The organism is Prevotella sp. MGM2, from assembly GCF_002933955.1.
Classification (GTDB): domain Bacteria; phylum Bacteroidota; class Bacteroidia; order Bacteroidales; family Bacteroidaceae; genus Alloprevotella.
The window spans coordinates 88496-110771 of sequence record NZ_BEWW01000322.1 but is presented as its reverse complement, the minus strand read 5'-3'; the positions used below and the strand labels follow the sequence as shown (position 1 = coordinate 110771).

The 22276-nt window shown below is 43.6% G+C and carries 22 protein-coding genes; 12 read left to right on the top strand and 10 right to left on the bottom strand.

Features of this window, described 5'->3' with window-relative positions:
- Positions 1-699, top strand: a complete 699-nt coding sequence (locus C5S62_RS12725) for a TraX family protein (RefSeq protein WP_016212938.1) — start codon at positions 1-3, stop codon at positions 697-699.
- Here the strand turns inward: C5S62_RS12725 and C5S62_RS12720 are convergent.
- Entirely contained in the window at positions 677-1297 is a 621-nt protein-coding gene (locus C5S62_RS12720) for a glucosaminidase domain-containing protein (RefSeq protein WP_016212939.1), read from the bottom strand. The two genes, C5S62_RS12725 and C5S62_RS12720, sit on opposite strands and share 23 nt — an antisense overlap.
- A gap of 84 nt (positions 1298-1381) precedes the next feature.
- Here C5S62_RS12720 and C5S62_RS12715 point away from each other — a divergent pair, with 84 nt between their 5' ends.
- The 11 genes from C5S62_RS12715 to C5S62_RS12665 all read left to right on the top strand — a co-directional run bounded on the left by C5S62_RS12715 (position 1382) and on the right by C5S62_RS12665 (position 10528).
- Positions 1382-2167 carry a DUF4099 domain-containing protein gene (locus C5S62_RS12715; RefSeq protein WP_044214436.1) on the top strand — a complete coding sequence of 262 codons (786 nt, stop codon included), beginning with the start codon at positions 1382-1384 and terminating at the stop codon, positions 2165-2167.
- Between the two features lie 5 nt (positions 2168-2172).
- Complete coding sequence (locus C5S62_RS12710; RefSeq protein WP_016212941.1) at positions 2173-3432, top strand: hypothetical protein; 1260 nt, start codon at positions 2173-2175, stop codon at positions 3430-3432.
- Positions 3433-3473: 41 nt separating this feature from the next.
- Positions 3474-3704 carry a hypothetical protein gene (locus tag C5S62_RS12705; RefSeq protein WP_016212942.1) on the top strand — a complete coding sequence of 77 codons (231 nt, stop codon included), beginning with the start codon at positions 3474-3476 and terminating at the stop codon, positions 3702-3704.
- The gene (locus C5S62_RS12700; protein ID WP_016212943.1) at positions 3688-5025 is read left to right on the top strand and encodes an ArdC family protein; all 1338 of its coding nucleotides are present in this window, start codon (positions 3688-3690) and stop codon (positions 5023-5025) included. The genes C5S62_RS12705 and C5S62_RS12700 overlap by 17 nt, the downstream gene beginning before the upstream one ends.
- Positions 5026-5048: 23 nt before the next feature.
- Positions 5049-6233, top strand: coding sequence for a toprim domain-containing protein (locus C5S62_RS12695; protein WP_104368792.1), 1185 nt, complete (start codon positions 5049-5051; stop codon positions 6231-6233).
- A 5-nt stretch (positions 6234-6238) separates the two neighbouring features.
- Positions 6239-6982: a hypothetical protein gene (locus tag C5S62_RS12690; protein WP_104368791.1), complete on the top strand. Its 744-nt coding sequence runs from the start codon at positions 6239-6241 to the stop codon at positions 6980-6982.
- A 71-nt stretch (positions 6983-7053) separates the two neighbouring features.
- Complete coding sequence (locus tag C5S62_RS12685) at positions 7054-7599, top strand: topoisomerase C-terminal repeat-containing protein (protein WP_016212946.1); 546 nt, start codon at positions 7054-7056, stop codon at positions 7597-7599.
- Positions 7596-8132, top strand: coding sequence for a hypothetical protein (locus C5S62_RS12680; RefSeq protein ID WP_016212947.1), 537 nt, complete (start codon positions 7596-7598; stop codon positions 8130-8132). The genes C5S62_RS12685 and C5S62_RS12680 overlap by 4 nt, the downstream gene beginning before the upstream one ends.
- Positions 8133-8487: 355 nt before the next feature.
- Positions 8488-8793, top strand: a complete 306-nt coding sequence (locus C5S62_RS12675) for a hypothetical protein (RefSeq protein ID WP_016212948.1) — start codon at positions 8488-8490, stop codon at positions 8791-8793.
- Positions 8794-8823: 30 nt separating this feature from the next.
- Positions 8824-9246 (top strand): PcfK-like family protein, encoded by a 423-nt coding sequence (locus C5S62_RS12670; protein WP_016212949.1) that lies wholly within the window; start codon positions 8824-8826, stop codon positions 9244-9246.
- A 4-nt stretch (positions 9247-9250) separates the two neighbouring features.
- Positions 9251-10528 carry a PcfJ domain-containing protein gene (locus C5S62_RS12665; RefSeq protein ID WP_016212950.1) on the top strand — a complete coding sequence of 426 codons (1278 nt, stop codon included), beginning with the start codon at positions 9251-9253 and terminating at the stop codon, positions 10526-10528.
- A gap of 74 nt (positions 10529-10602) precedes the next feature.
- On the opposite strand, the gene C5S62_RS12660 is transcribed toward C5S62_RS12665, so the two are convergent.
- The 9 genes from C5S62_RS12660 to C5S62_RS12620 form a co-directional block, all read right to left on the bottom strand.
- Positions 10603-11196 carry a metallophosphatase domain-containing protein gene (locus C5S62_RS12660; RefSeq protein ID WP_016212951.1) on the bottom strand — a complete coding sequence of 198 codons (594 nt, stop codon included), beginning with the start codon at positions 11194-11196 and terminating at the stop codon, positions 10603-10605.
- Positions 11193-12200, bottom strand: coding sequence for a hypothetical protein (locus C5S62_RS12655; RefSeq protein ID WP_104368790.1), 1008 nt, complete (start codon positions 12198-12200; stop codon positions 11193-11195). Before C5S62_RS12655 ends, C5S62_RS12660 begins: the two co-directional genes overlap by 4 nt.
- Positions 12201-12234: 34 nt before the next feature.
- Complete coding sequence (locus C5S62_RS12650) at positions 12235-14463, bottom strand: ATP-dependent RecD-like DNA helicase (RefSeq protein ID WP_104368789.1); 2229 nt, start codon at positions 14461-14463, stop codon at positions 12235-12237.
- A 94-nt stretch (positions 14464-14557) separates the two neighbouring features.
- A complete protein-coding gene (locus C5S62_RS12645) occupies positions 14558-15964 on the bottom strand; it encodes a hypothetical protein (RefSeq protein ID WP_016212954.1) in 1407 nt (468 codons plus the stop codon).
- A gap of 2 nt (positions 15965-15966) precedes the next feature.
- Entirely contained in the window at positions 15967-17112 is a 1146-nt protein-coding gene (locus C5S62_RS12640) for an HIRAN domain-containing protein (protein WP_016212955.1), read from the bottom strand.
- Positions 17113-17244: 132 nt separating this feature from the next.
- The gene (locus tag C5S62_RS13995; RefSeq protein WP_016212956.1) at positions 17245-18123 is read right to left on the bottom strand and encodes a hypothetical protein; all 879 of its coding nucleotides are present in this window, start codon (positions 18121-18123) and stop codon (positions 17245-17247) included.
- Between the two features lie 45 nt (positions 18124-18168).
- On the bottom strand, positions 18169-18831 hold the full coding sequence (locus tag C5S62_RS12630) for a radical SAM protein (protein WP_016212957.1): 663 nt from the start codon (positions 18829-18831) through the stop codon (positions 18169-18171).
- A gap of 37 nt (positions 18832-18868) precedes the next feature.
- Positions 18869-19915 (bottom strand): 5-methylcytosine-specific restriction endonuclease system specificity protein McrC, encoded by a 1047-nt coding sequence (gene mcrC, locus C5S62_RS12625; RefSeq protein ID WP_016212958.1) that lies wholly within the window; start codon positions 19913-19915, stop codon positions 18869-18871.
- Positions 19912-22272 carry an AAA family ATPase gene (locus C5S62_RS12620; RefSeq protein ID WP_190311596.1) on the bottom strand — a complete coding sequence of 787 codons (2361 nt, stop codon included), beginning with the start codon at positions 22270-22272 and terminating at the stop codon, positions 19912-19914. Before C5S62_RS12620 ends, mcrC begins: the two co-directional genes overlap by 4 nt.
- Positions 22273-22276: the final 4 nt, after the last annotated feature.

Below are 22276 nucleotides of genomic sequence, written 5' to 3'. Positions count from 1 at the left end.
ATGGAAAGACTTGCGAAGATACCCACTTTTAGCGGTAGTGTACTAAAGATTATCGCCATTGTATCTATGGTAATAGACCATTGTGCTTATTTTCTGATGGATAACAATTCTACACTTTACGAGGCCATGCGCTGTGTTGGTCGTATCGCTTTCCCGGTGTTTGCCTTCTTGATAGCGGAAGGCTTCGCTTATACGCATAACAGAAAGAGGTACTTTACACGGCTATTGGTATTTGCCGTTATCAGCGAAGTCTCTTGGTATCTGTTGAATGGAGCGGACGGTACGCACAATGTGATGTTCACGTTGGCTTTGGGTGTGGTGGCTTTGGCTGTACTGGAGAAACTGAAAGAGAATAGCGTCCTTTGTGGGATTGCTATTCTCTCTATTGCTTATCTTGCCACTTGGTCAGGAGTGGATTATGAGTGGCGAGGGATATTGATGATTTTAGTTTTCAATCTGTTACGAAATCAAAACGATAATCTTCCTTTTCCCTATGGTCGAATGATGCAGCTTCTTTGTGCTTTTCCATTGATGATGCACTATGGCAGCATCGGTGCTTTGCTGGCTTGTATGACCATATTCTTATACGATGGCGCAAGAGGATTTATCAAGGGCAATGTCGCAAAGTATGGATTTTATGCTTTCTATCCGGTACACTTGCTGCTAATATGGTGCGTTATAACATTTTTAGCACACTGATAACTGCCGGAACATAATCGGGAGCTTCCGCATACCCAATCTTTTTGAGCCAAAGCAGATAGTTCCCATCTTCTCGTTTGTACTTGTACTGTACCTTGGTATAATAAGCACGTACACTTTCCGACCAATGGTCAAACTCATAATACTTCCCGGTACGCGGATTGGTCAATCCAAAGAGGTTGTGCCTATTCCTGCACAGCGGAGAGGTGAACCAGCCCGTTTCCAAAATGGCTTGTGCCAATACTACTTTCGGATATAGGATGCCGTTCCGTTTGATTTCTGCATAAAGATTGGGGATGGTTAATTCAGGGAGAAGCTCGTTTGCTTTAACTCGCTTGAATTTTTGGGACGTTTTACCGTCCACTTTTCGGGTGCATAGACGCTTGTTTGTTCTAATATCAGGTTGAGCTTTTAATGTGCCTTCCAGTTCTTTATTAGGCTCTGTTCGTGCTGTATTATCCTTAATATCAATGTTATTTGCATTATCGTTTGCTCGAATTTGCTTTATTTCAGCTTCTTTCGTTATCGTATAGAATTGTGCCGATGCCATTTCCGGCATCAGCATCAGAATCATTGCAGTCAGAATAGTGTTGCGCATTTCTTCTTTGGGATTTGATGTAGATAATTTTGTGACATCCAAGCGGTAACGACACCGCAAAATTAACAGTTCAACATCATTCAAATGGAATTACACAACAGAAATCTATCCGAAATGCTGCCTTACGAGAAGCTGGCAGTATTGGGCATCGACAAGGAGAAAGCGGATTTGTTGCCCAAAGAGGTAAAGGAGCGACTGGTGTCAGGCGAGGTTACTCCGCTGATGCAGGTCTCTATCCATGCCCGCAATGGCGACATCATCACCTTGCCTGTGAAGTTGCAGCTTACGGCTGACAAGAACGGTAATCCGGCTCTTATCGCCTATCCGGTCAGAGCGGAACTTGAAGTGGAACGTAACAAGGTTCTCCGCTTGACCGAGCAGGAAGCCGCACGGTTACGGAATGGCGAGGTGCTTCAAAAAGCCGTGGAAGTAAACGGTGAGAAAACGCAGCAGTATCTTCAATTAGACCCGGAAACCCAATCGGTCATCCACCGCAAAGTAACCGACATCCAACTGGAGCAGAAGCTCAAAGATATGGAAAAGGTCAATGACATTGAATTGGGCACCCAGCAGAAGCAACAGGTACGCGAAGGCAAGCCCATCGAACTCAATGTAGGCGGTGAGAAAGTTTCCGTGGGCGTGGACTTGAAAGAGCCACAAGGCTTCAAAGTTATCCAAGGCGATATGAAGGAGTGGGAACGGCAGCAAAAACTCCGTTATGACGAGCAGCATCCTGAATACCTGGGGCTGGTAATGACGGACAAGAACCGTTGGGAATATCAAAAAGTCGTGGATGCCCAGTCCAAGGAACGGGCCATCCACCTTAAACCCTCCCGTGAAGAAAAAACAAGCCATACATTTAAACGCTGACGGTTATGGCAAAGCAATCAGATAAAGAGCTGGAAGCCGGACTACCCAAAGAGTTCAGCAATCTGAAGGCAAAGCATCCAGATGCGATGCTCCTTTTTCGGGAGGGTGACTTCTATAAACTCTACAAAGAAGATGCCGTAAAAGCCGCCTTGATTCTCGGTATAGCCACGATGGACAAACTGACTTCGGGCATTGAGAAGAAGATAAAGACCGCCGAGTTTCCAAGAACCGTATTGGACACCTATCTGCCCAAACTCATCCGTGCCGGAGCACGTGTCGCCATCTGTGACAGGCTTGAAGTTGTAGAGAAAATAAGGAAGAATGAGGAGCCAATCCTATCAAACAATATCGATATGACAAAGAAGAGTAAAGAGAAGGTTGTGCAGGAAGAGCCTGCCAAGACTGTGAAGAACGCAGCCGGGAAGAAACCTGCCAAGGAAAAGAAGGTGGAAACACAAGTGGAAGCCAAGAGTGAACAGAAAGCCGAGGCGAAACAGGAACGCAAACCGCGCGAGCCTCAAATGGTAACTGCCGCCGGTGAGAAAGTGACCCACGGCCATGCCTACCAAAGCAAAGCCAATCCTGAAGAGTGGTACTTCACCGCCAAGATGGACGGCAAGCAGTTGAAGCCCCAGCGGATGGATGCTGCCGACCTTGCCGCCTACCAGAAGAAGGAAATGACCGTGCCTCAGTTGATGGAACGCTATTATCCCACCAAGCTGATGCCCAAGGTTTCGGAGGAAGCCTTCAAGATGCCGAAGTCCATTGCCGGACCGGAAGGTAATATCTCCGTGGAGAAGTTCAATGTTTATAAGGAGAAGGATGAGCAGCGTGCCGACTATGGCAAGTATAAGTTCTACGCGCAAATCGGTGATTCCAAGATGTCGGCAGTCGCTTCAAGACAGGACTTGAATGCCTACTTCGACCGGGTAATGACTCCGGCCCAGTTGGTGGAAAAGAACTTCGGTGAGCGTCTGCATCTGAAATCAGCCTACGAGAAGTACCAGCTTCCCGAAGGCATAGACCCGAAAGGTGTGCGTGTGGCGAAAGACCGAGGTGACAACAAGTGGAAGGTGTCCGTGGATATGGGCGACAAAGGCCGCACCACCAAGCATGAAATCTCCTTCGATGACGGCTATTCCCTTTTCAAGGCAAAGACCGCCACCCGGGAACAGATTGCAGCCAAGTATCTCAATACGGAAATCACAGGTATGCTTGCGGCAAAAAGTGTCAAGGTGGAGAAATCTACATCCATGAAAAGGTAACGCAATCAGACAACAATTTAATGATAAAAGAAAAACAAGATATGAGTGAAAAAATGAAGCACGAGGAGTTGGTGGAACTCCTTCAGGAGGGTAAAATCGGTTATCTCCGTTTTGTCATGGAGAGTGAGAACGAACAGGATTATTTAGAGTGGTGCCGTACCCACGGCACAGACCCCTCGGATGAATCCGCAGAGTTTTATATCGAGCAGACGGACATCGAACAGATGGACCGTCAGGTAATGGACGACGAGGACTATGGCATCTGGAACTAATTACAATCCATCAGCTTCGGGCAATGCCGGTCAGGTCGCTTTGGATAAGTTTGCGGCGATGATGATTGACCGTATGGAGCAGATGAAAGCCTCCGACTGGAAGAAAGGCTGGATTGGCGGTGCATCGGGTTATGCCGGCTTGCCGCAGAACGTGGGCGGCAGGAACTATTCCGGCTCCAACTCGTTGTTCCTCCAACTTCATACGGCAGCGAATGGTTATGACCTCCCTGTTTACCTGACCTTCAAGCAGGCGCATAACCTCAAAGCCCATGTACTGAAAGGAGAACACGCCTTTCCGGTGGTCTATTGGGATATGCTGGTGAAGGACAAGAACGGACAGAAAATCAGTTCGGATGAATACCGTGCCATGAGCCGCGAGGAACGGAAAGATTTGGAAGCGATACCTTTTATCAAGGCTTTCCCGGTTTATAACGTGGCGCAGACCAATCTGGCAGAGGTACAGCCGGAACGTATGCAAAAGCTGCTGGATAAATTCAAAGTACCGGAGCTTCGAGATACCGAAGGTATGTATGCCCATGCCGCTCTTGACCGTATGGTACAGACCCAAGGGTGGCTCTGCCCGATACAGGCGGACAAGCGGGTGGACGGTGCTTATTATTCTCCCTTGGCAGACCGGATTGTTGTTCCCTTGAAGGAGCAGTTCAACATCGGTAATACACCGGAGGAAATCTATCGCGGAGGTATGGAGTATTATTCCACCATGCTCCACGAAATGACGCACTCGACCATGACGGCTGAACGACTGAACCGAGAAATGGGTGGCAAGTTCGGAGACCCGAAATATGCGAAGGAGGAATTGGTGGCGGAACTGACGGCTGCCATGATCAGCCATTCGATGGGATTTGATTCCAAGATAACGGACAACTCAGCAGCCTATCTGGATTCGTGGATTGGTGTCCTGAAGAAGGAACCGAAATTCATCGTTTCCATCATGGCGGATGTGAACAAGGCATCAGACTTGATACTTGACCACGTGGACAAGCAACGGTTGGCATTGGGCGAACAGCCTTACCTTGCCAAGAACGACCCTTTTGCTCCCTTGGGTGCTGATGAGGAAATTCCCTTCAAGAATGCCGCCATTATCAAGACCCGTTCCGGTGACTATGCCATCCGTGCTTCTTACAATGGTGTGGAGTTGGGATTGAAGAAAGTTACCAAGGACACGGCAAAAACGTTCTTTCAGCTTACTGACCAAAAAGATAAGTCGGCATTTCTGAATATGACGGCACGTAAGACATACGAGCCGGAGTTGACAGTTATGCGGAGAAGTCAGAAGGTAAGTTCCGGGATTAGCTTGTAATCATTCTGTAAATCTTAGCGATTATGAGTGATTACAAAGTAAACTTCAAAGACATGAAATCCCGTGTGGGTGTGGATGACGTAGCTTATACGTTGGGCTACCGTCTGGACCGAAAAGCCGGTGTCGGCAAATATATCGAGCTGGTATTGGGCGAAGGCAACAACAGACGTGACACCCTCATTGTAAGCCATCCGCATAACAAGGCGGCTCAGACTTTCTTCCGCAGGGATGGCTCCAAAGGTGATGTGGTCACTCTCATCCGTGAGAATCTCAATTCATTCTTGGTATCGGGTAAGGACGATTGGCAGAAGATTGCCAAAGTAATGGCACGCTTTGCCAATATGCCCGAACCCGAATACCGGGAAGATAGAGAGTATATCAAATCTGTCAGACACGATGCCGTATTTGATGAATCACGCTATGAAGTAAAGCCGATTGATACCAACAAAATACCGGTACTATTCTCCCAACGGGGCATTTCGGATGATACCGTGAAAGAACTTTCATCTTTTATTTTTCTTGTCAGAGATAAGCGGAACGGAAAATTTGACGGTTACAACATCGGTTTTCCTTATACCAACGGACATAGTGACGAAGCCAACGGCTACGAGATTCGTGGCTATGGCGGTTACAAATCAAAGGCGGCAGGTACGGATTCGTCCTCTTCGGCTTGGGTAGCAGACCTGACAGGTGGCAATCGTGAGGCTGTACGAAGCGTGTTCTTCTGTGAGTCAGCTTTCGATGCAATGGCTTTCTATCAAATGAACAAGATACTGTTAGGTACGGATGTGGCTTTGGTCTCATTGGGTGGTACGTTCTCTGACAAGCAGATAACCGAGACTATGGCACGTTTCCCTAATGCGAGGGCGTTTGACTGTTTCGACAATGATTTAGCCGGACGTATCTATGGATTGCGTATGATGGCGATACTGGAGGATATTCCAATGAAAATCAGTAAAAAGGATGATGTTCTTTCTATTGAAGCCAAAGGAAAGTCCTTTGAATTGAATACGGAACGCTCTTTAACGGCACAGGTCAGCGAGAAACTATCCATTCGTTACAAGATGGGTCAATGGCTACCACCCAAGGCTTTCAAGGATTGGAACGACTGTCTGATGAACAAGTCGATGATGCCGATAATCTCTCCGCATAAAGAGGAACGTGAACACAACTTGACTGAACGCAGAAATGCAGGTCTTAAAATGTGAAGTATATGATAAGAATAAAATCAAAAGTGGCGGCATTGGCCATTCTATCAGTTTCCCTGATGAACGGCTTGCCTACATTTGCCCAGCAGACCGACCCGGCATTGACGGGTGCGGTGATTGCCCAGACGGTGGAATTGAAGAATATCCACAAGCAACGTAAGAAAAGACAGGAACAGATTATCGCTGCCGAGACAGCCGTGACCTTGGCCCTTGACCGTATTCACTCTGTGGAGAACAAGATGCTGGAATACCTCTCCAATGCGCAGGGTGCGATGCAGAACCTCTACCAGATTAAACGTGCAGGGGAATTGGTTACGACTGAGATACCAAAGAACTGCAGCCTGTTGACCAAATCTGTCGGGCATAATCTGAAAGGTACGGCTATCGCTGCCATCGTGTCGGACGAGCTGACGGATGCGGCAACACAGATGGCGGCTCTCTATCCGTTCATGAAACAGTTAGTGACTTCGGGCAGTTACAACGTGCCCGGTGGGGACGGGAAGAACGAGAAGCACAAGGTGAACTTGCTCAACTCCTCCGAGCGGTACTATATCGCCAATGAGGTGGTGACCCGACTGGAAGCCATCAACACGGATTTATTCATATTGGCATGGCAGGTTCGTACCTTATCCTGGAATGACCTCTGGTTCTCTCTTGACCCGGAGGGTTGGGCAAGTGTGATGTCTGGCAAAAATATCATTGACGGCATTGTGTCGGAATGGAATCAAGGCTACTTGCTTAAATGGTAAATCGAATGGATTTAGAACTCAATTAGAATAATAATCAAATAACGTATAATCAACATTCAAATAGTATGACAATGACAACAGAAAAGAAAATCATTGGTCGTTGCCCCTTTTGTGGCGGCAACGTAGTGAAGACCTGCAAGGGTTATCGCTGCGAGAATAATATGGGAGAACATCCCTCGTGTGTGCTGAACATCAATGCCATTCTTGGCAACCGTAAAATGGCGGATAATGAGATAGCAGAACTGCTTACCAATCGTTCCGTTCTATTGGATGGCTTCACCAGCAAGGAAGGAAAAGCCTTTCCTACCGTACTTGAACTGGCTGATGACGGGAACATCAATATGCAGGCGGTTATCGGTAAATGTCCTCATTGTGGCGGTGAAATCCGTGTGGGAAGTCGTGCCTTCAACTGTTCCAACTATGGCAATCAGGAATCTCCCTGTTCGTTTGCCATCTGGCGAAATATCGGTGGGCATCAGGTAACTTTGGCTGAAGCCAAGGAACTTTGTGAGAAAGGCATCACTTCTAATGAACTGGAGATGTATCGTGAGGACGGTTCGGTGTACCGCAAGCGTCTGGGTGTCTCTCCTGACAAACTCCAAATTGTGAAGATATGAGACCGGGTACAAGATTAGCCATTATATTGGCTTCGATTATTCTGTTTTGGGGCGTTGTGGGTTATCTCGTTTTCCGTGGTTATAATCCGAAGAAGCGTGCCGTCGAGGTGGCTGAACTGGCATTGAAGGCTTCGGTGGATAATCCGAAAGCTGTCAAGATTATCGGTATCAGCCAGCCGGATTCCGTGTTTGGCAGGGAGTATATTACGATGGACGAGAAGATGATTCTCTCTATGGCGATGATGAAAATCAACGAGAAGGTGATGATACTGACTGACGGGTTGGAGAACTTCAATCCTGACGACAAGGAGATTGCCGGACTGATGGAGCGTCAGATGGAGGCGATGTCGGTAATTCGTTCTATGACTCCACAGTCAAATGATAATGTCAAAAAATCATTTACCGGTTGGAAAGTCAAGATTGAATACAAAAATGTTGATGCCAATGGCAAGCCTTATCATTCCGAATACTGGTTCATATTAGACAAAGAGGCTCATTGTGTCATCAAGTCTTTTGAGATTCCTTTGATGTAGAAAATATATTTTTCCTCTTTCATAATGTGTTGCCCCGGCATCCGGGAACCGCAAGGTTCAAGGGTGTCGGGGATTTTTGTGCCTGTTATCTTCATTCGGTCATCCGCGCTCCCGGTTCTATTTCCCGATACAAAGTAACGGAGGGCGGTGCCGACAGCAAATGCCGCTGCTCTTGTCTGCACGGAAAGCAGACGGCAGCCTTCCGCAATTTGTGCCAAATTGGGTATTCCGTCTCTTTCTTTCCGCTTGCCACATTTGCCTTACGCCCCTTGTTCCTCCGTGTGATGGCATCGTAAAAATCACCCGGAAGCGAGAAGCCAAAAGGCTTCAAACAAAAGGGAAAAAATTAGAACATATGGCAATCACACTTAAAGACAGAGAGGAAAAGATAAACCTCAAAGGGAATGTTTACGAACTGACCTTGTTGTGGAACAGAGAGGACATCCGCAGATGCGCTTTCGGTATGGCTCCCGATTATGCTCATATCCGCAAGGATGGCAAGAACTTCGCTTTGATAGAGTGCTACTCTAATAATAAAGGCTTTTCGGTTGAGTGTTTCCATCGCTTGTTGGTTAAGCCGGAGTGGAAAGTGTTGTTCCGCAGTGAGGACATCAATACCATCCCATTGGAGGAACTTTTAGAGAGGTTGCCGATAGGATAGTAAATGTATAACAACTTAAAACGAACATATATGAAAGGAACAGAGCAATTTAAAGAGATTATCAAAAACTACCTTGATAACCGAGCAAAGGAGGATGAACTTTTTCGTGCCAAGTATGAAGCTACAGCACGTAGCATTGATGATATTGTAACTTATATTTTCAATGAAGTTCAACATTCAGGTTGTTGCGGTTTTTCCGATATGGAGGTGTTCTCTATGGCAGTCCATGCAGCAGAAGAGCCAACATTGATAATTGGCGAGCCATTATCTTGTAATGTTGTAGTGAACCACCATATAGACTTGACAGAGGAGGAAAAGGCTGAACAAAGGGACATCGCCCTCAAACGCTATCAAGAGGAGGAGTTTCGCAAGATACAAGTCAGAAACTCCCGACCCAAGCCAAGCAAACCCAAAGTTCCCCAACAAACCGAGTTATCACTATTTGATTTTTAAGCGTATGAAACCAAGAAACAAGTTTGAGAAATTGGTGGCAGCTTCCAATGAGAAGCTGACCGCCATCGGCTCTAAAGCCGTGGAGTGGGCAATAAGAAACGTCGTGAAACACATTGCGTTCCGTACATCAAACCGTAAATGTACGTGTGGCGATTGCGGAGAAAAGTTTGATTATGAGGGAAAAGGTAAGTTTGTACGTTGTCCTCATTGCGGACACCGCTTGCAAGTAACCGATACGTTGAAGCGCAAGTACCAGGAGAGGAGCTACTTTTCTACCCTTGAAGCGATTGACGGATTGCAAGTGCAGCGAGTATTCCTTTTGACGGTCATTTACCACAAAGGGAAACCGATGGATTTCTATAATTATGAAATATGCCGTTTGTGGCTCAATGCCAAAGGACAAGTGGCGGTTACTTCAAGAATGAAAACCAGAGGTTATTATCAAGACCGCTTTAGTTTTGCCAGTCCGATAGAGTTGAGGAGATTGTCTGATATCTATATGGTCATATCCGATACTTATATCTATCCTTATTATTCTGCCCTTCCCGAATTGAGACGGAACGGAATGAAAGGCAAATTGCCCGATTGCCATCCGCTCAAACTGATGAAATCTCTCTTATCTGACCACCGGATGGAAACAATGATGAAAACGAGAGACTACAAGGCGGTTGAGTATTTTGTCTATCACGCTTTCGACCTTAATAACTGTTGGCAGTCGTACAAAGTAGCTTCACGGCATCATTATCGGATTGAGGACTTCGGTACTTGGTGCGACATCATCCGCTTGCTTGACAAGTGCGGTAAGGACATCCGTAATGTCAAGTATATCTGTCCGATAAACTTGAAAACCGGGCATGACCATTGGTTGAAGAAAGCGGATGCCATTGAGCAAAAGCGTAGGGATATGGAGCGGATGGCAAAAGCCAAGGCACACGAAGCCGAGTTTTACAGGAACAAGTCCTGCTTCTTCGGCATTGTCATCAGCGATGAAGATATAGAAATTTCCGTATTGGATTCGCTGGAGGCTTACAAGGAAGAGGGTAACAAGATGAAGCATTGTGTTTTCCAATGCGAATACTATGCCAAGACTGACTCTGTTATTCTATCGGCTCACGACCATCAAGGAAACCGCATCGAGACCGTGGAGTTCAGTTTGAGCCAAGGGAAAGTAGTACAAAGTCGTGGAGTTTGCAACAGCAACACTGAATACCACGATAGGATTATCAAGTTGGTGAATGATAATGCCCACCGCTTCTTGGAGGCAAAAAGGGCAACAGCATAAGTTCCTTTATATATGTTCAAACTCCGACTTCCGCCGTGAGGCGTGGGTCGGAGTTTGAACATATATAAAGAGAGTTATAGCTCTATCAGATTAGCATCATTGAGTTGAGAATAATCTACGTTCATAATGGCACCGTTGGAAAATGTGGTTGCGCCATTATGGGTAATTCCATGTTGTATATGTATATGCCCAAACAAGTGCAGCCGTGGATGAATCTGTGTAATCCGTTGCAACAATTCTTCCGAGCCGTAGTTTATGTTATCATCAAAGTCTAATATGCCGTATGGCGGACAATGCGTTATCAACACATCGGTATCGGAAGGTATTTCGGCATAGTTCCGGTTTTGTCGGTCACTGATGCAGTCACTCATGAACATGGGTACACCATAGAACTTCAAACCTTCAATTTCCAAACCGGAATTGCATAGATAATGGACATTGTTGTTAAGGCCACTGATGTTTGCCCCATACAGACATTCATCATGGTTACCACAGATGAATATCTTGTGCGGATATGGGAGGTCACAAAACCAGTTCAAGAAGTCAAGGGCTTCCTTCTCGCTTCCTGACATAGTGAAATCACCAGAATGGACAAGAATGTCCGCTTCGGGCAAGTCGTATAGCCGATGATGGCAACCGTGAGTATCTGATAGGTGTAAAATTCTCATTTTATGATATATCGTCTGTTAAGGTAATCCATCCACTCATTGAGATTAGGAATGTTGGCTTCATTCAGACACTCCTGCATCAAGGGGAACAGATCTTCGTAGGTGATGTGCTTGAATGTTTGCAATCCGGCCGGAGTCAGCTTGGATTCGTATTCGCCCCAGATTTCCGAGAAATGCCCGTTTCCTTTGGGATAAACCGTGAGACTTGTAAACTCCGTAAGTTTATCATCTTGGTTCTCGCACAATCCGAGTATCATGGATGCACCAAGAATGTGGTTGCGCCATATCTGGCGGTAACGGTTGGCTGTCACATGGGATGTCATCCTCTCTTTGTCTTCAAACGGTACGTCTGCTATAAACTCCGGTTTGAACCAGCCGCAGGCATTGCTTGGGTTGCTGTAATTGTCTGCAAGATGAATGCCGGAAGCATTATGTGTTTCTTCCCATTCTTTCGTGCCATGCTTGATAAGATACTCCTTTTCCGTGTATTTCACCTCAATGCCAATGCCGCCCTTCTCACCGGGATTTGCTCCCATGGGAGCATATTCGATGTAAACATCAAAGGATGTGCCATCTTTAAGCCCTCCGGGGTTATGCTCAACAAGTATCTGGCTGATGGTAGCTATTCGTTCCTCTCCGAGAATACGATTGAACAGGCGGGCTGTCCCATCCAGGTCATGTCGCATGGGAAAGAATACGTTGTATGGGATGTGTTCGCTGCGCAAAAGATTTGTAACCATTTGCCCTTTTGTCAAAGAAGCTTCTTTGTCAACTTCTTCCGTTATCTCTTTTCGGAATCCGCTGAAGAAAATGCGATAAAGGTTATGCTCATCACGGCAATCCTTCCAAGTTAAAGAACTTTTTACCTCTATCTTATATTTCTTGCCGTTCTTCCGAATAGTACGGATAGGAAATCTATCAGCGGCAATGTTAATCTCCGGGTCATTGACCTTGAAATCTATTTGATGTTGTCTGGCTATAGCCTTAAATTCAGCGTGTTTCATAATCTACTTTTGGGGCAAATATAATATGATGATACTATTTCTTTCCGTATTCAGTTTTCTCTTCTGCTACCATGCCGTACTCCGTTTGTGTCGGAAGCATATATTCTTTGGGGGACGTGGCTTTGCCGGGTTGTGTTAATGCCGGATTCAGCCGTTCTTTCAATTTCGTGTTGCGTTTCAGCACCGACATATTGCGGATGGCGAAAGACAATGCTTTCTTTGTTCCTACCAGTACACAAATCTTCTTAGCACGGGTGATACCTGTATAGATAAGGTTGCGTTGGAGCATCACGTAGTGCGTCATCAGGACAGGCATCACCACGATGGGATATTCCGAGCCTTGCGACTTGTGGATGGTTGTTGCGTAGGCTAAGGTCAGCTCGTCCAGTTCCGAAACTTCGTATTCCACTAACTTGCCATCGAAGTCCACTTGCAGGGTTCTATCTTCCAAGTTCACTTTCTCTACATATCCCAGGTCACCGTTGAACACATCCTTGTCATAATTGTTGCGGAGTTGCATCACTCTGTCGCCTTGACGGAAGGAATAACCACTTCTGGTCAGTACCAACTGGGAGGTGTTCAGAACGGCTTGTAGGGCTATATTCAGATTGGCTGCACCTACCACCCCTCGTTGCATAGGTGTGAGGACTTGGATGTCGCTTGCCGGGCGGTTGTATGCTTTGGGCAATCGTTCCTTTACCAACTTGACGATGGTTTCCGCCACCTGTTCCGGTTCTTCTATCTGCATGAAGAAGAAATCGGTCTGCTTGCCGTTGCTGGTGTCGGGGAACTGTCCCTTGTTGATGGCATGGGCACTCATGACGATACGGCTGGTCTGTGCCTGTCGGAAGATGCGTGTCAGGCGGATGACCGGTATTCTCTCAGAGTCGATGATGTTACGAAGTACGTTTCCGGCACCTACGCTGGGCAACTGGTCGATGTCGCCCACCAATACCAGGCGCATATTCGTTGGTAAGGCTTTCATCAGGTTGTTCATCAGAATGATGTCTATCATGGAACATTCGTCCACGATAAGGGCATCCCCTTCCAACGGGTTCTCGTCATTGCGTTTGTAACCGTCTTTCGGATTGTATTCCAATAGGCGGTGGATGGTCTTTGCCTCCATCCCTGTCGCTTCACTCATTCGTTTGGCGGCTCGTCCGGTAGGTGCGGCAAGCAGGATGCTCAGTCCCATGCTCTTCAAGGCTGCGATGATTCCTTGTGTGGTGGTGGTCTTTCCCGTTCCGGGACCACCTGTCAGCACCATAACCTTGGAGGCGACTGCTTCACGGATGGCTTCCACCTGCACTTCGTCATACTCTATGCCGGAGGCTTTGGAGATGGCAGCGATGTCTAATGCTTTTTGGAAGAGATTTCCGTCCGCATTATTCAATAATCCGCTCAGACGGTTGGCTGTTCCTACTTCTGCATAATAGAAGGGTGGCATATAGAGTGCGTCACCGTCTTGTATCAGGTCTTCACTCTGCAACATTTCTGACATAGCCTGACGGATGGGTTCTTCGTCCGCCTTCAAGAGTTCGATGGCCGCATTCAGGAGTTGTTCCTCTTCGGCATAGACGTGTCCTTCTTCGGAAAGGTGGCTGAGTGTGTAGGTGATGCCGCTCTTGCAACGACGAAGGTCGTTCTTCTCATAACCCATCTTGGCGGCTATGCCGTCGGCTGTCTTGAAACCGATGCCCCAGATGTCATCTGCCAGTTTATAGGGATTGGCCTTGACGGTATCAATGCTTTCTTTTCCGTATTGACGATAGATTTTGGCAGCGTATGCGGTACTGACTCCATAACCTTGCAGGAAGAGCATCACGTTCTTGATGTCCTTCTGCTTCTCCCAACTCTCGGCAATCTTCTCCACACGTTTCTTGCCGATGCCGGGCACTTCGTGGAGCCGTTCAATATCGGTTTCAATCACATCGATGGTTTCCAGTCCGAAACGACTGACGATAAGTTGGGCGAATTTCGGGCCGATGCCTTTCACCAGTCCGCTGCCCAGGTACTTCTCTATGCCATAGATGGTGGCGGGCATGACCTCTTCCCAACTCTCCGCTACAAACTGGTTGCCGTATCGCTTATCCACTTTCCAATCCCCTTCGCACAGCAGAACACTCCCTGCCGGCACTTCCAACAGATTGCCGACAAGGGTTACAAGGTCATTGTATCCTTTGACCTTGACCCTCATCACCGAATACCCGTTTTCGGGATTTTGGTAGGTGATTCGTTCTACTACACAACGGAGCTTTTGCATATGCTATCAACTAATTCCTTATAATCTGCAAATATAAGCCTTTTAAGAATGTGATTTTGTGATTTATAGCGAAATCTATTTGAATAGAATCAATCTAATACTCATATATCCAATCCATATTATCGTAAGAACACCATTTACTATATAGGGTTTCAATAAATAATATCACACCAAACTGACGAAGAGACATGGATTTTGCGTATTTCTGTTTATCGGGTTCCATATTTTTGAGAGCATTCTCGGCTTTTTTCGTCCACTCTTCAATGCTGATATGATTAGTGCAGAACATCATTTCTCCGTGCCAAAACTTTCCTGATACGTTATTTTTCCACTTTTCTGGACAGGTCAGTTCTCCTTGATAATACTTGAATATTGAAGCATAATCTTCATATTTTCCTGAAAATCCACGTAAGTTGCAGCTTTCTGTCAACGCACAGAATAAGGCATTACAAAACTCTCTCCATGGTTGTTCGCCCGATAATTGTACGTTCTTTATCAGCCAATAGCCATCTTCTTCTATTAACATGAAACGTCCTATTAGGCATCCACTCCTATATACATAGAACCATCCATCATCCAAATATAAGCCATATCTGTTATCCCATCCCGTCGGTGAGCACTTCATTATGTTTTTATAATCTGATTCTGAAAATATAAGACGGTCAAAAGGGTTTGCTACACTTTGCCAAAAATGACGTTCCACGTTTGTTAAAGCTCTATTCTTGGGGTAAAATGTCCTGAATCCGTTGTTTTCGTCCATCATTTCGTGACATAAGGCATGATGATAGCCAAAATGTTCGCCTAAGCAATACAATTCAAACAAGTGGCTTATTTGTCCGTTCTTCGCAAATTTCTTCTTGATAAGATTGTATTGGCAACCATACATGGCACTTGCAAACGAAGCGGTAAGCATAGCTATAAGATGTCTATTTCCTTCCCATTTCATTGCGTTATGAATGGAGGAGGTGAAATCAAAGCCTCTATAGAAAGAGTCCCAAGCACGAAACACACAGGTAAGGATGCTATAATTATCTTTTTCTGAAATAGATTCTTGCCAAGGTTTCCATTTCCAATGTTTGCTAAAATCTACAAACATTTCGTCAGAGTGATAAGCATCGCTTTTAGTGTAGCCATGTCGGAGTTTTCTGATAAGTCCTACCATAAACATTCGAGCATAGTATTCCTCCTTTTCTACAGAAGGAAGTTTCTCGTTACCATTCGGGTAAACCAAGTTGTCATTCCAAGCACACATAAGTTGCCACATCAACCACTGTCCGCCAACTCTTAGCCATTCTTCGGGTGACCATTCTGTATTCCTTACTATGTTGACATTTTGATTGGGTACACTAAGTACATTTATGCTGACTGCTTGCAAATAAGCATGAGCATATAGGGACAACTCAACTTTATCATAGTTGTATGATATGAGTTGATTCCAAAATGTTTCTCTCTCATTCTCATACGTCCAAGCCGCCAAATCACCAATAATTGTGCCTATCATATTTATTTCCTGCTATCAAATAATAGTTGTAGTTTGGTCGAAGCATTTTCTGAAAGGTATTCATCAGCTTGAATATCGCAAACAATCTCATCTTCAAGAAAAGAAATTTGATTATTGCTTACCTTTAGTGGGCCGTGAATGGTAGTGAACACATAATAGCAACTGTCATCAATAGCATGTAATGAGGTTTTGTCCTCTACGAAGTAGGCTGCATTATCATCGCCTACAGCTATGCAATACATTAGATATAATTCTGAGATATTTTCTCCTTTGTGTATGAATACAACTTTATCGCCTTTCTTTGGGAAATTGTGGTATTCACACGGTTGGAAACCTCCCCACCTAAAATAAGCACAGCCATGATTTTCTATGCAAGTGGTAAACTCTTCGTATGCTTCATCATCCAGTTCCATGGCATGCAACAGGTGTTCTGTATTCTCATATTCTTCCTCGTCTTTGCTGACGATGTATATCTTCATCCACAGACTTCCCTTATAGGGGTTAGAACCGTTGACCTGACTAAGCTCACATTCAAAAGCTTCTGCCCAACCCATATCCATCATGTCAGCCAAATCCTTATTATCCGACCGAGGTACATATCCCAAGATGTAGTCAAAATCAAAGTCATCCGGTTCCCCATCATAATCATCGGCCAAGGCTACGGCAATAGCATATTTGTCGTGCTTGTTGTCTTTTTCTCTGACTAATGCAAGTTCAGCCCCCTCATATAACTCATCCCAAACTTCTTCAAGGTTATGGAACGTAATACCTGCTACCTGACACTCCTTGTAGAGAACGCGTTTTTTATCTCTATATAGGTATGGAGGAGCGGGCATCCCCATTGTTACTTTTATCAATTCAGGCTCTTTCGGTGATTCAACATCACCTTGCAGAATAGAGCGGGCAGAATCCTCTGGATCTACACTACTTTCCTCTTCGGGAATTTCCACATTCCAATCAATATCCGTTATTCCTCTTCGTTCTAACTGTTCTTGAAGGTCACGGAGTTCGGCATCGCATTTAGGGCATGTACCAAGGCAATTTCCTTTGTGAGTGCATTCTGATGGTGTGTACTCTAAGTTGTATCGTTCTGCAATCTGTTTTCTGATTGCTTTTAGCATTTCGCATTTTTCTTTTCCTGTACTCATGACCTTATTTTTATAATGTTCTGTAATTATCGCTGTCTGGTAAACTTTTTTGTGGAAAATTTATGATTTTGAGGCATAATTGGATAAGGAACGGACTCCCTCCACAATCCCGAAACAGTTCTTCTATGATAGTTAATATGTTTGATACCACTGCACCCCACAGTCTATACAGACGAATCCTCCATTATCTGACAGACCTATAGTATGACTTCCACATTGGGGACAGCAGACAGGATTATGGTTCGTACTACTATAAATAGAAGATACTTCTTTTCTTTTATATTTTTCCTTATCCAACTTTTCATCCACCCCTGTTGTGTAGTGATGAAAAATGAATGATACTACAAATAAAGAGAAAAACATAATTATTAATGATAAACCTTCGTTAAAATCGAAAACAGATATAGTGAGATAAGATGAAATCAATAGTGTACAAAAGACAACTGCCAATATAAACAGGCAGCCAAACTTACTATATGCAGAGTAAACCCAAGTATGTCTTCCATCTTTTACAGGTGTTTTACTCCTTAGATTGTTTCTTTCATCTTTTTTTGTCTGCTTATCTGTATTTTTATGTTCAACTTTTTGATTTTCATTTTGAGTCTTTGAAAGTATTCTTCGTATTTCAGCCATGTCTGCTTGTCGATTACGAATGAGGCGTTTATGGTTGTCATACTTAAAGTCAGTGTATGATATTTCAATCAGTTTAATACCGTGCTTGGGCAGAACGTCCCTGCGTCGCTGGTCATAAATACGTCGCTGTTCGTCGCGACATACACCACTCACAGTGGTTTTCTTGTTGAAGAAAGCCACCGATTCTGTGTGTTGCCGCTCCTTATATTCTACAACGAGTTTTAATTGGGGATAATACGCATCAACAGGAAGTTTCTTTCCGGGATTCCCATCGCCACGCAGAAAGTCAAAAGTCTGCTGCCTTGATGCTTTTAAACCAAGAACTTCATCGCATAAATCGATGACATAGTGTTCATCGCTATTCTTTCTTGATGTCATATTTCTATTATTTTGTAAACCTATGTTGCAACTGGAGTTATTTCATTAATCAATTTTTGTTGGACAACAATATTTTGTTATATATCTAATCTTAACTACATTGGTAAACCTAAACCTTTTTTTGATGTCTTCGGCGGTTCTATCTGCTTCACTTTCGTTATTGAATCCGGGAATGATAGGCACTTTAATCGTTGCTTGTTTATCCGTAACGCATCGTTTCAGTATCGTCAAATGCTGTTCTATCATAGATGATACACGTGTGTATGAAGAATATGTATCCGAATCTAAAGATTTGACATCCACAATCCAGTAATCTATTGCCTTGCTTAATTTCCTGATAGTTTCACCGGAACAGCGCAACGAAGTTTCTATTGTAATCTTCCATTTTTCGTTACAAAGGTCACAGAATTCCTCAATAAACTCTGGATATAATGTCGGTTCTCCACCTCCAAAACAAATGCCTCCGTCTGTTGCTTGAAAATAGATGTTGTCAATCTTTACCAAATCATACAACTCACTTGGAGTAAGCAGCATAATACCATTCCTCAGAGTCTTTCCATCATCTTCGTATATCGGCTCATGGCATTTCTCATTCAGGCAATACTTGCATTTGAGTGGGCACCCCATGAAAGCGACAAGCGTGGTTACTCCATGTCCGTCTGTCCCCATACGGAGCCTGCTGATGGTAAAGATGGGTGCTCTTGACATTTTATTCTTCATTATGGATTGTTGGTTTCATCTAAAACTATGATTTAGTGATTAAAAAATCATCCAGTTGTTTGCGAATATACTTAAAATCAACACCTAAGTCAAGTGTCCTGAAATATATAGTGCTACCAGTCTTCCATTTTAATTGACCATCAGGTACAATATCTTCATCTGTCTTTGCATATAGCAGCATTCCATCTACTTTCCCCTGCATATTATCATCTTCATTTAAAACATAGACAAGTATTTGGTTAAGGTTAGCACTGTGAATACTTACCTTATCAAAATGCTCCTGCATAGTTTGACTATAATACTTCGTATCAATTATAAGTGTTCTATCTTTTAGTGTAAGATAGATGTCTGTTTGGAGTATGGGTAATATATCCGTTGTTGATAGCTGTTCGTCAATATTCCATTTGATTTGAGCTGCACGGGCTTTTGTTTCGGGATGTTCCTTTCGATAATACTCTAAGACAAACTTTTCATATAATCTGCACATATGCTCATCAGAAAAGCGACTCATTTTGAATTTCCCTTCTTGGCTTGTCAGTATCATATTGTCAATAATGAAGAAGCAGATATAATGCAACATTTGATATGTTCTACTGTTTCTATCATAACGCAACAAGTTCCACTTAATAGAAAGAGGGGGTATTTCATTCACTTCTGAAAAGAAAAGCATTAGACGTTTAATCGTAAATTTCTGGCTAGTCTTTACAGATGGATGTGATAAAAGTATCTCACATGTTGTTTTAATGATTTGGTTAAATAGACAATTTTCTGACAATTCATCATACTGGCATGATATACGCATTTTTCTCTGCATAAGGTGCTGCACAGTGCCCGGTATATCTATTTTCCCTTTCACTGATGCTATAGATTCAGTTTTAGAAATGTACTCCTTGTGCAGACCTTTTTTTAACTGAAACGATACACCATGAATGAGAATTTCGGCAAGCAATTGATGTATCTCGTCGAAATCCTCACTCTGAATATCTTCATACTGATTACGTTGCAACTCTTGGAAAGCGTATGCCAACATATAGTAGATATTCTTGATGAATATGTTCTTATTCACACTCATTGAAGTAAAAGAGTTAGTTTGTCAATCTCCTGTTGGGCTTTCTTTTCATTGTCGAACCAATATTCAAGAATCATGGGTTTAATGTCAAACTCTATCACATTCTTCAGCCATGCAATGGTATATGTTTCTGTATTAGGCTTACAGAAAAAACTGTGCCCGATACAGAATCCTCTTCCGAACTCTTTTTCTATTGTGTCGTTGAGGTTCTTAATCCCATCTATGACTTTAACAAAAGAAGTATCTCCTATAACTTCTTTTTGGTACTTTATGAATCCTATAGAATCGAATCCGGGTTTCATCTCGAAAAAGCTAAAACGACGACGAAGTGCGTAGTCTATCATAGCCAAACTCCTATCAGCTGTATTCATCATTCCGATGATGTATAGATTTTTGGGGACAGAAAACAGTTCGTCCTTATAAGCCAATTTGATTTCTGTATCGCGATAATCACTTTCTATCAGCATCAGTAATTCTCCGAAGATTTTACTCAGATTACCACGGTTAATCTCATCAATAATAAAGAAATGTTGCTTTTCTGGATTGTTCTGAGCAACCTTACAGAAGTTATAGAAAATACCATTACGCAACTCAAAACCTCCTTCTGCATTTGGTTTGTAGCCCATGATAAAATCTTCATAACTGTAGTTCTGATGAAACTGGACAAATTCTATTCGGGAATCATCCTTTTCTCCCATTAGGGCATAAGCCAATCGTTTGGCAGAATAAGTCTTGCCCACACCGGGTGCTCCTTGAAGAATTACATTCTTCTTCATTTTGAGAAGCATAGTTAATTTGTCGTATTCCTCTTCGTTCATGAACACGTCAGACAAGAAATTCTCTTTTTCATACTTTTGCGACTTTACATCCGTACGAATTGGATTCTGTTCCCGAATGACATCCATCAGTTCCTTGTATTCATCTGTGGAAAGTTTGAATAAAGAACCATTCATATTCTTGAAAAATTCCATCCCCGCAAAAACAGGATTCTCCTTAATAGATAGGAAATCAATGGCAGAAAGCAATGTTTCTGTCTTTTTGAAATAGAAATACTTGTCATCCGTATCCTTTGACACTTCTGCTAAGGCTACAATTTTCTTTGTAGGAGTGGCTTCATATCCTATTATCAAATCACCTTCTTTAGCATCCAGAAAGTTTTGAAATATCCGTCGTTGGTTGCCATTATCATTATATAGCGTATAATCTTGTTCTTCACCAACTTTCATTTTGTCAAAGCTCCATATTTTGGGACTGGCCACAAGCCACCAATATCGTCTGGATTCTTTACCCTCAAACATATCCTCCAAGGTTCTAACGTAATTGGTGTATTGAGTAACGTCAGTCAGGGTCTTTTGAACTGTATTATGCGGAGCTTCCCATTCTCCAATATGCGTCCATTTAACCCTTCTGACATTCATGTAGTCTGAATAATCTTCGTTATAGATATATTCAGACATCACAATGCCACGACCGACAAATTTCTTTTGTCCGGCTTTGGCATATATTATATCTCCCGGGGTCATTTCGTTGCAGAATTGCCAAATGGCCAAACTGTCATTCTTAAATGATGCGTCAGGCTTATCATAGATTGTCTGCATACGTTTCTTTACATCATCAAGAGATGGGTATTGACGATAATCGCCCATTTCGTCCCATCCGATACTGATGATGTTATCTTGTTGGCATAAATCCCATTTACTTGCACGGTCACCCGGTGCGCAAATCCAGTATTTGATTTCCTGCTTTGTTTCTGTTTTCTTTTTATTTTCAGCTTCCAGAATACTCAGAAGTTCCCCATAGAAGACAAAGAGGTTTTTGTCTCCTTTTTGCTTCATCAAGAACTGCTGTATGTCAGATGTCTTTTTCCCTTTAAGGGTGTTTATCTTAAAATATCTTGCCAATGTGTCCAACATATCCCGTTTATAAATGGGGACAAGGGACATATTGGAATATAAGAAAGCAATCTTCCATGTAGTTACAGGCCACAACTCGTTTATCTTTTCAATTTCGTTCCATTGTGCATTACTGGCGTGTTCAGCTATCTTCACTATTGCATTCTTGACATTGTTAAATGCCTCTTCTGATGTACTGCCTAAACGACTACTCCAAGAATAGTTATCATCATGTGTATATTTCCCATTATCCTGCTTAGGAAATTTGTCGAACTTGAATATACCAAATTTATAGGCGGCACCTCCCCATATTGACCCTAATTCGGATGTCTTTGATTCAAGCCAATAGCAAAATGAATCTTCCCTGTTCAAATTTGTATATTGCTCCAAAGTCATGTCCTTCAATTTCTCTAGAGGGAATGCCTTTTGAAAATCGTTATATAATTGTTCTCTATCTTTAGCTTCCATACCA

Bases quoted from the DNA above. Each gene is read 5' to 3' on its own strand.
- C5S62_RS12670 (WP_016212949.1), top strand. From the start codon at position 8,824: ATGAAAGGAACAGAGCAATTTAAAGAGATTATCAAAAACTACCTTGAT.
- C5S62_RS12715 (WP_044214436.1), top strand. From the start codon at position 1,382: ATGGAATTACACAACAGAAATCTATCCGAAATGCTGCCTTACGAGAAG.
- C5S62_RS12705 (WP_016212942.1), top strand. From the start codon at position 3,474: ATGAGTGAAAAAATGAAGCACGAGGAGTTGGTGGAACTCCTTCAGGAG.
- C5S62_RS12650 (WP_104368789.1), bottom strand. From the start codon at position 14,463: ATGCAAAAGCTCCGTTGTGTAGTAGAACGAATCACCTACCAAAATCCC.
- mcrC (WP_016212958.1), bottom strand. From the start codon at position 19,915: ATGAGTGTGAATAAGAACATATTCATCAAGAATATCTACTATATGTTG.
- C5S62_RS12645 (WP_016212954.1), bottom strand. From the start codon at position 15,964: ATGATAGGCACAATTATTGGTGATTTGGCGGCTTGGACGTATGAGAAT.
- C5S62_RS12665 (WP_016212950.1), top strand. From the start codon at position 9,251: ATGAAACCAAGAAACAAGTTTGAGAAATTGGTGGCAGCTTCCAATGAG.
- C5S62_RS12690 (WP_104368791.1), top strand. From the start codon at position 6,239: ATGATAAGAATAAAATCAAAAGTGGCGGCATTGGCCATTCTATCAGTT.
- C5S62_RS12620 (WP_190311596.1), bottom strand. From the start codon at position 22,272: ATGGAAGCTAAAGATAGAGAACAATTATATAACGATTTTCAAAAGGCA.
- C5S62_RS12700 (WP_016212943.1), top strand. From the start codon at position 3,688: ATGGCATCTGGAACTAATTACAATCCATCAGCTTCGGGCAATGCCGGT.
- C5S62_RS13995 (WP_016212956.1), bottom strand. From the start codon at position 18,123: ATGACATCAAGAAAGAATAGCGATGAACACTATGTCATCGATTTATGC.
- C5S62_RS12695 (WP_104368792.1), top strand. From the start codon at position 5,049: ATGAGTGATTACAAAGTAAACTTCAAAGACATGAAATCCCGTGTGGGT.
- C5S62_RS12725 (WP_016212938.1), top strand. From the start codon at position 1: ATGGAAAGACTTGCGAAGATACCCACTTTTAGCGGTAGTGTACTAAAG.
- C5S62_RS12710 (WP_016212941.1), top strand. From the start codon at position 2,173: ATGGCAAAGCAATCAGATAAAGAGCTGGAAGCCGGACTACCCAAAGAG.
- C5S62_RS12720 (WP_016212939.1), bottom strand. From the start codon at position 1,297: ATGCGCAACACTATTCTGACTGCAATGATTCTGATGCTGATGCCGGAA.
- C5S62_RS12660 (WP_016212951.1), bottom strand. From the start codon at position 11,196: ATGAGAATTTTACACCTATCAGATACTCACGGTTGCCATCATCGGCTA.
- C5S62_RS12675 (WP_016212948.1), top strand. From the start codon at position 8,488: ATGGCAATCACACTTAAAGACAGAGAGGAAAAGATAAACCTCAAAGGG.
- C5S62_RS12655 (WP_104368790.1), bottom strand. From the start codon at position 12,200: ATGAAACACGCTGAATTTAAGGCTATAGCCAGACAACATCAAATAGAT.
- C5S62_RS12685 (WP_016212946.1), top strand. From the start codon at position 7,054: ATGACAACAGAAAAGAAAATCATTGGTCGTTGCCCCTTTTGTGGCGGC.
- C5S62_RS12630 (WP_016212957.1), bottom strand. From the start codon at position 18,831: ATGTCAAGAGCACCCATCTTTACCATCAGCAGGCTCCGTATGGGGACA.
- C5S62_RS12640 (WP_016212955.1), bottom strand. From the start codon at position 17,112: ATGAGTACAGGAAAAGAAAAATGCGAAATGCTAAAAGCAATCAGAAAA.
- C5S62_RS12680 (WP_016212947.1), top strand. From the start codon at position 7,596: ATGAGACCGGGTACAAGATTAGCCATTATATTGGCTTCGATTATTCTG.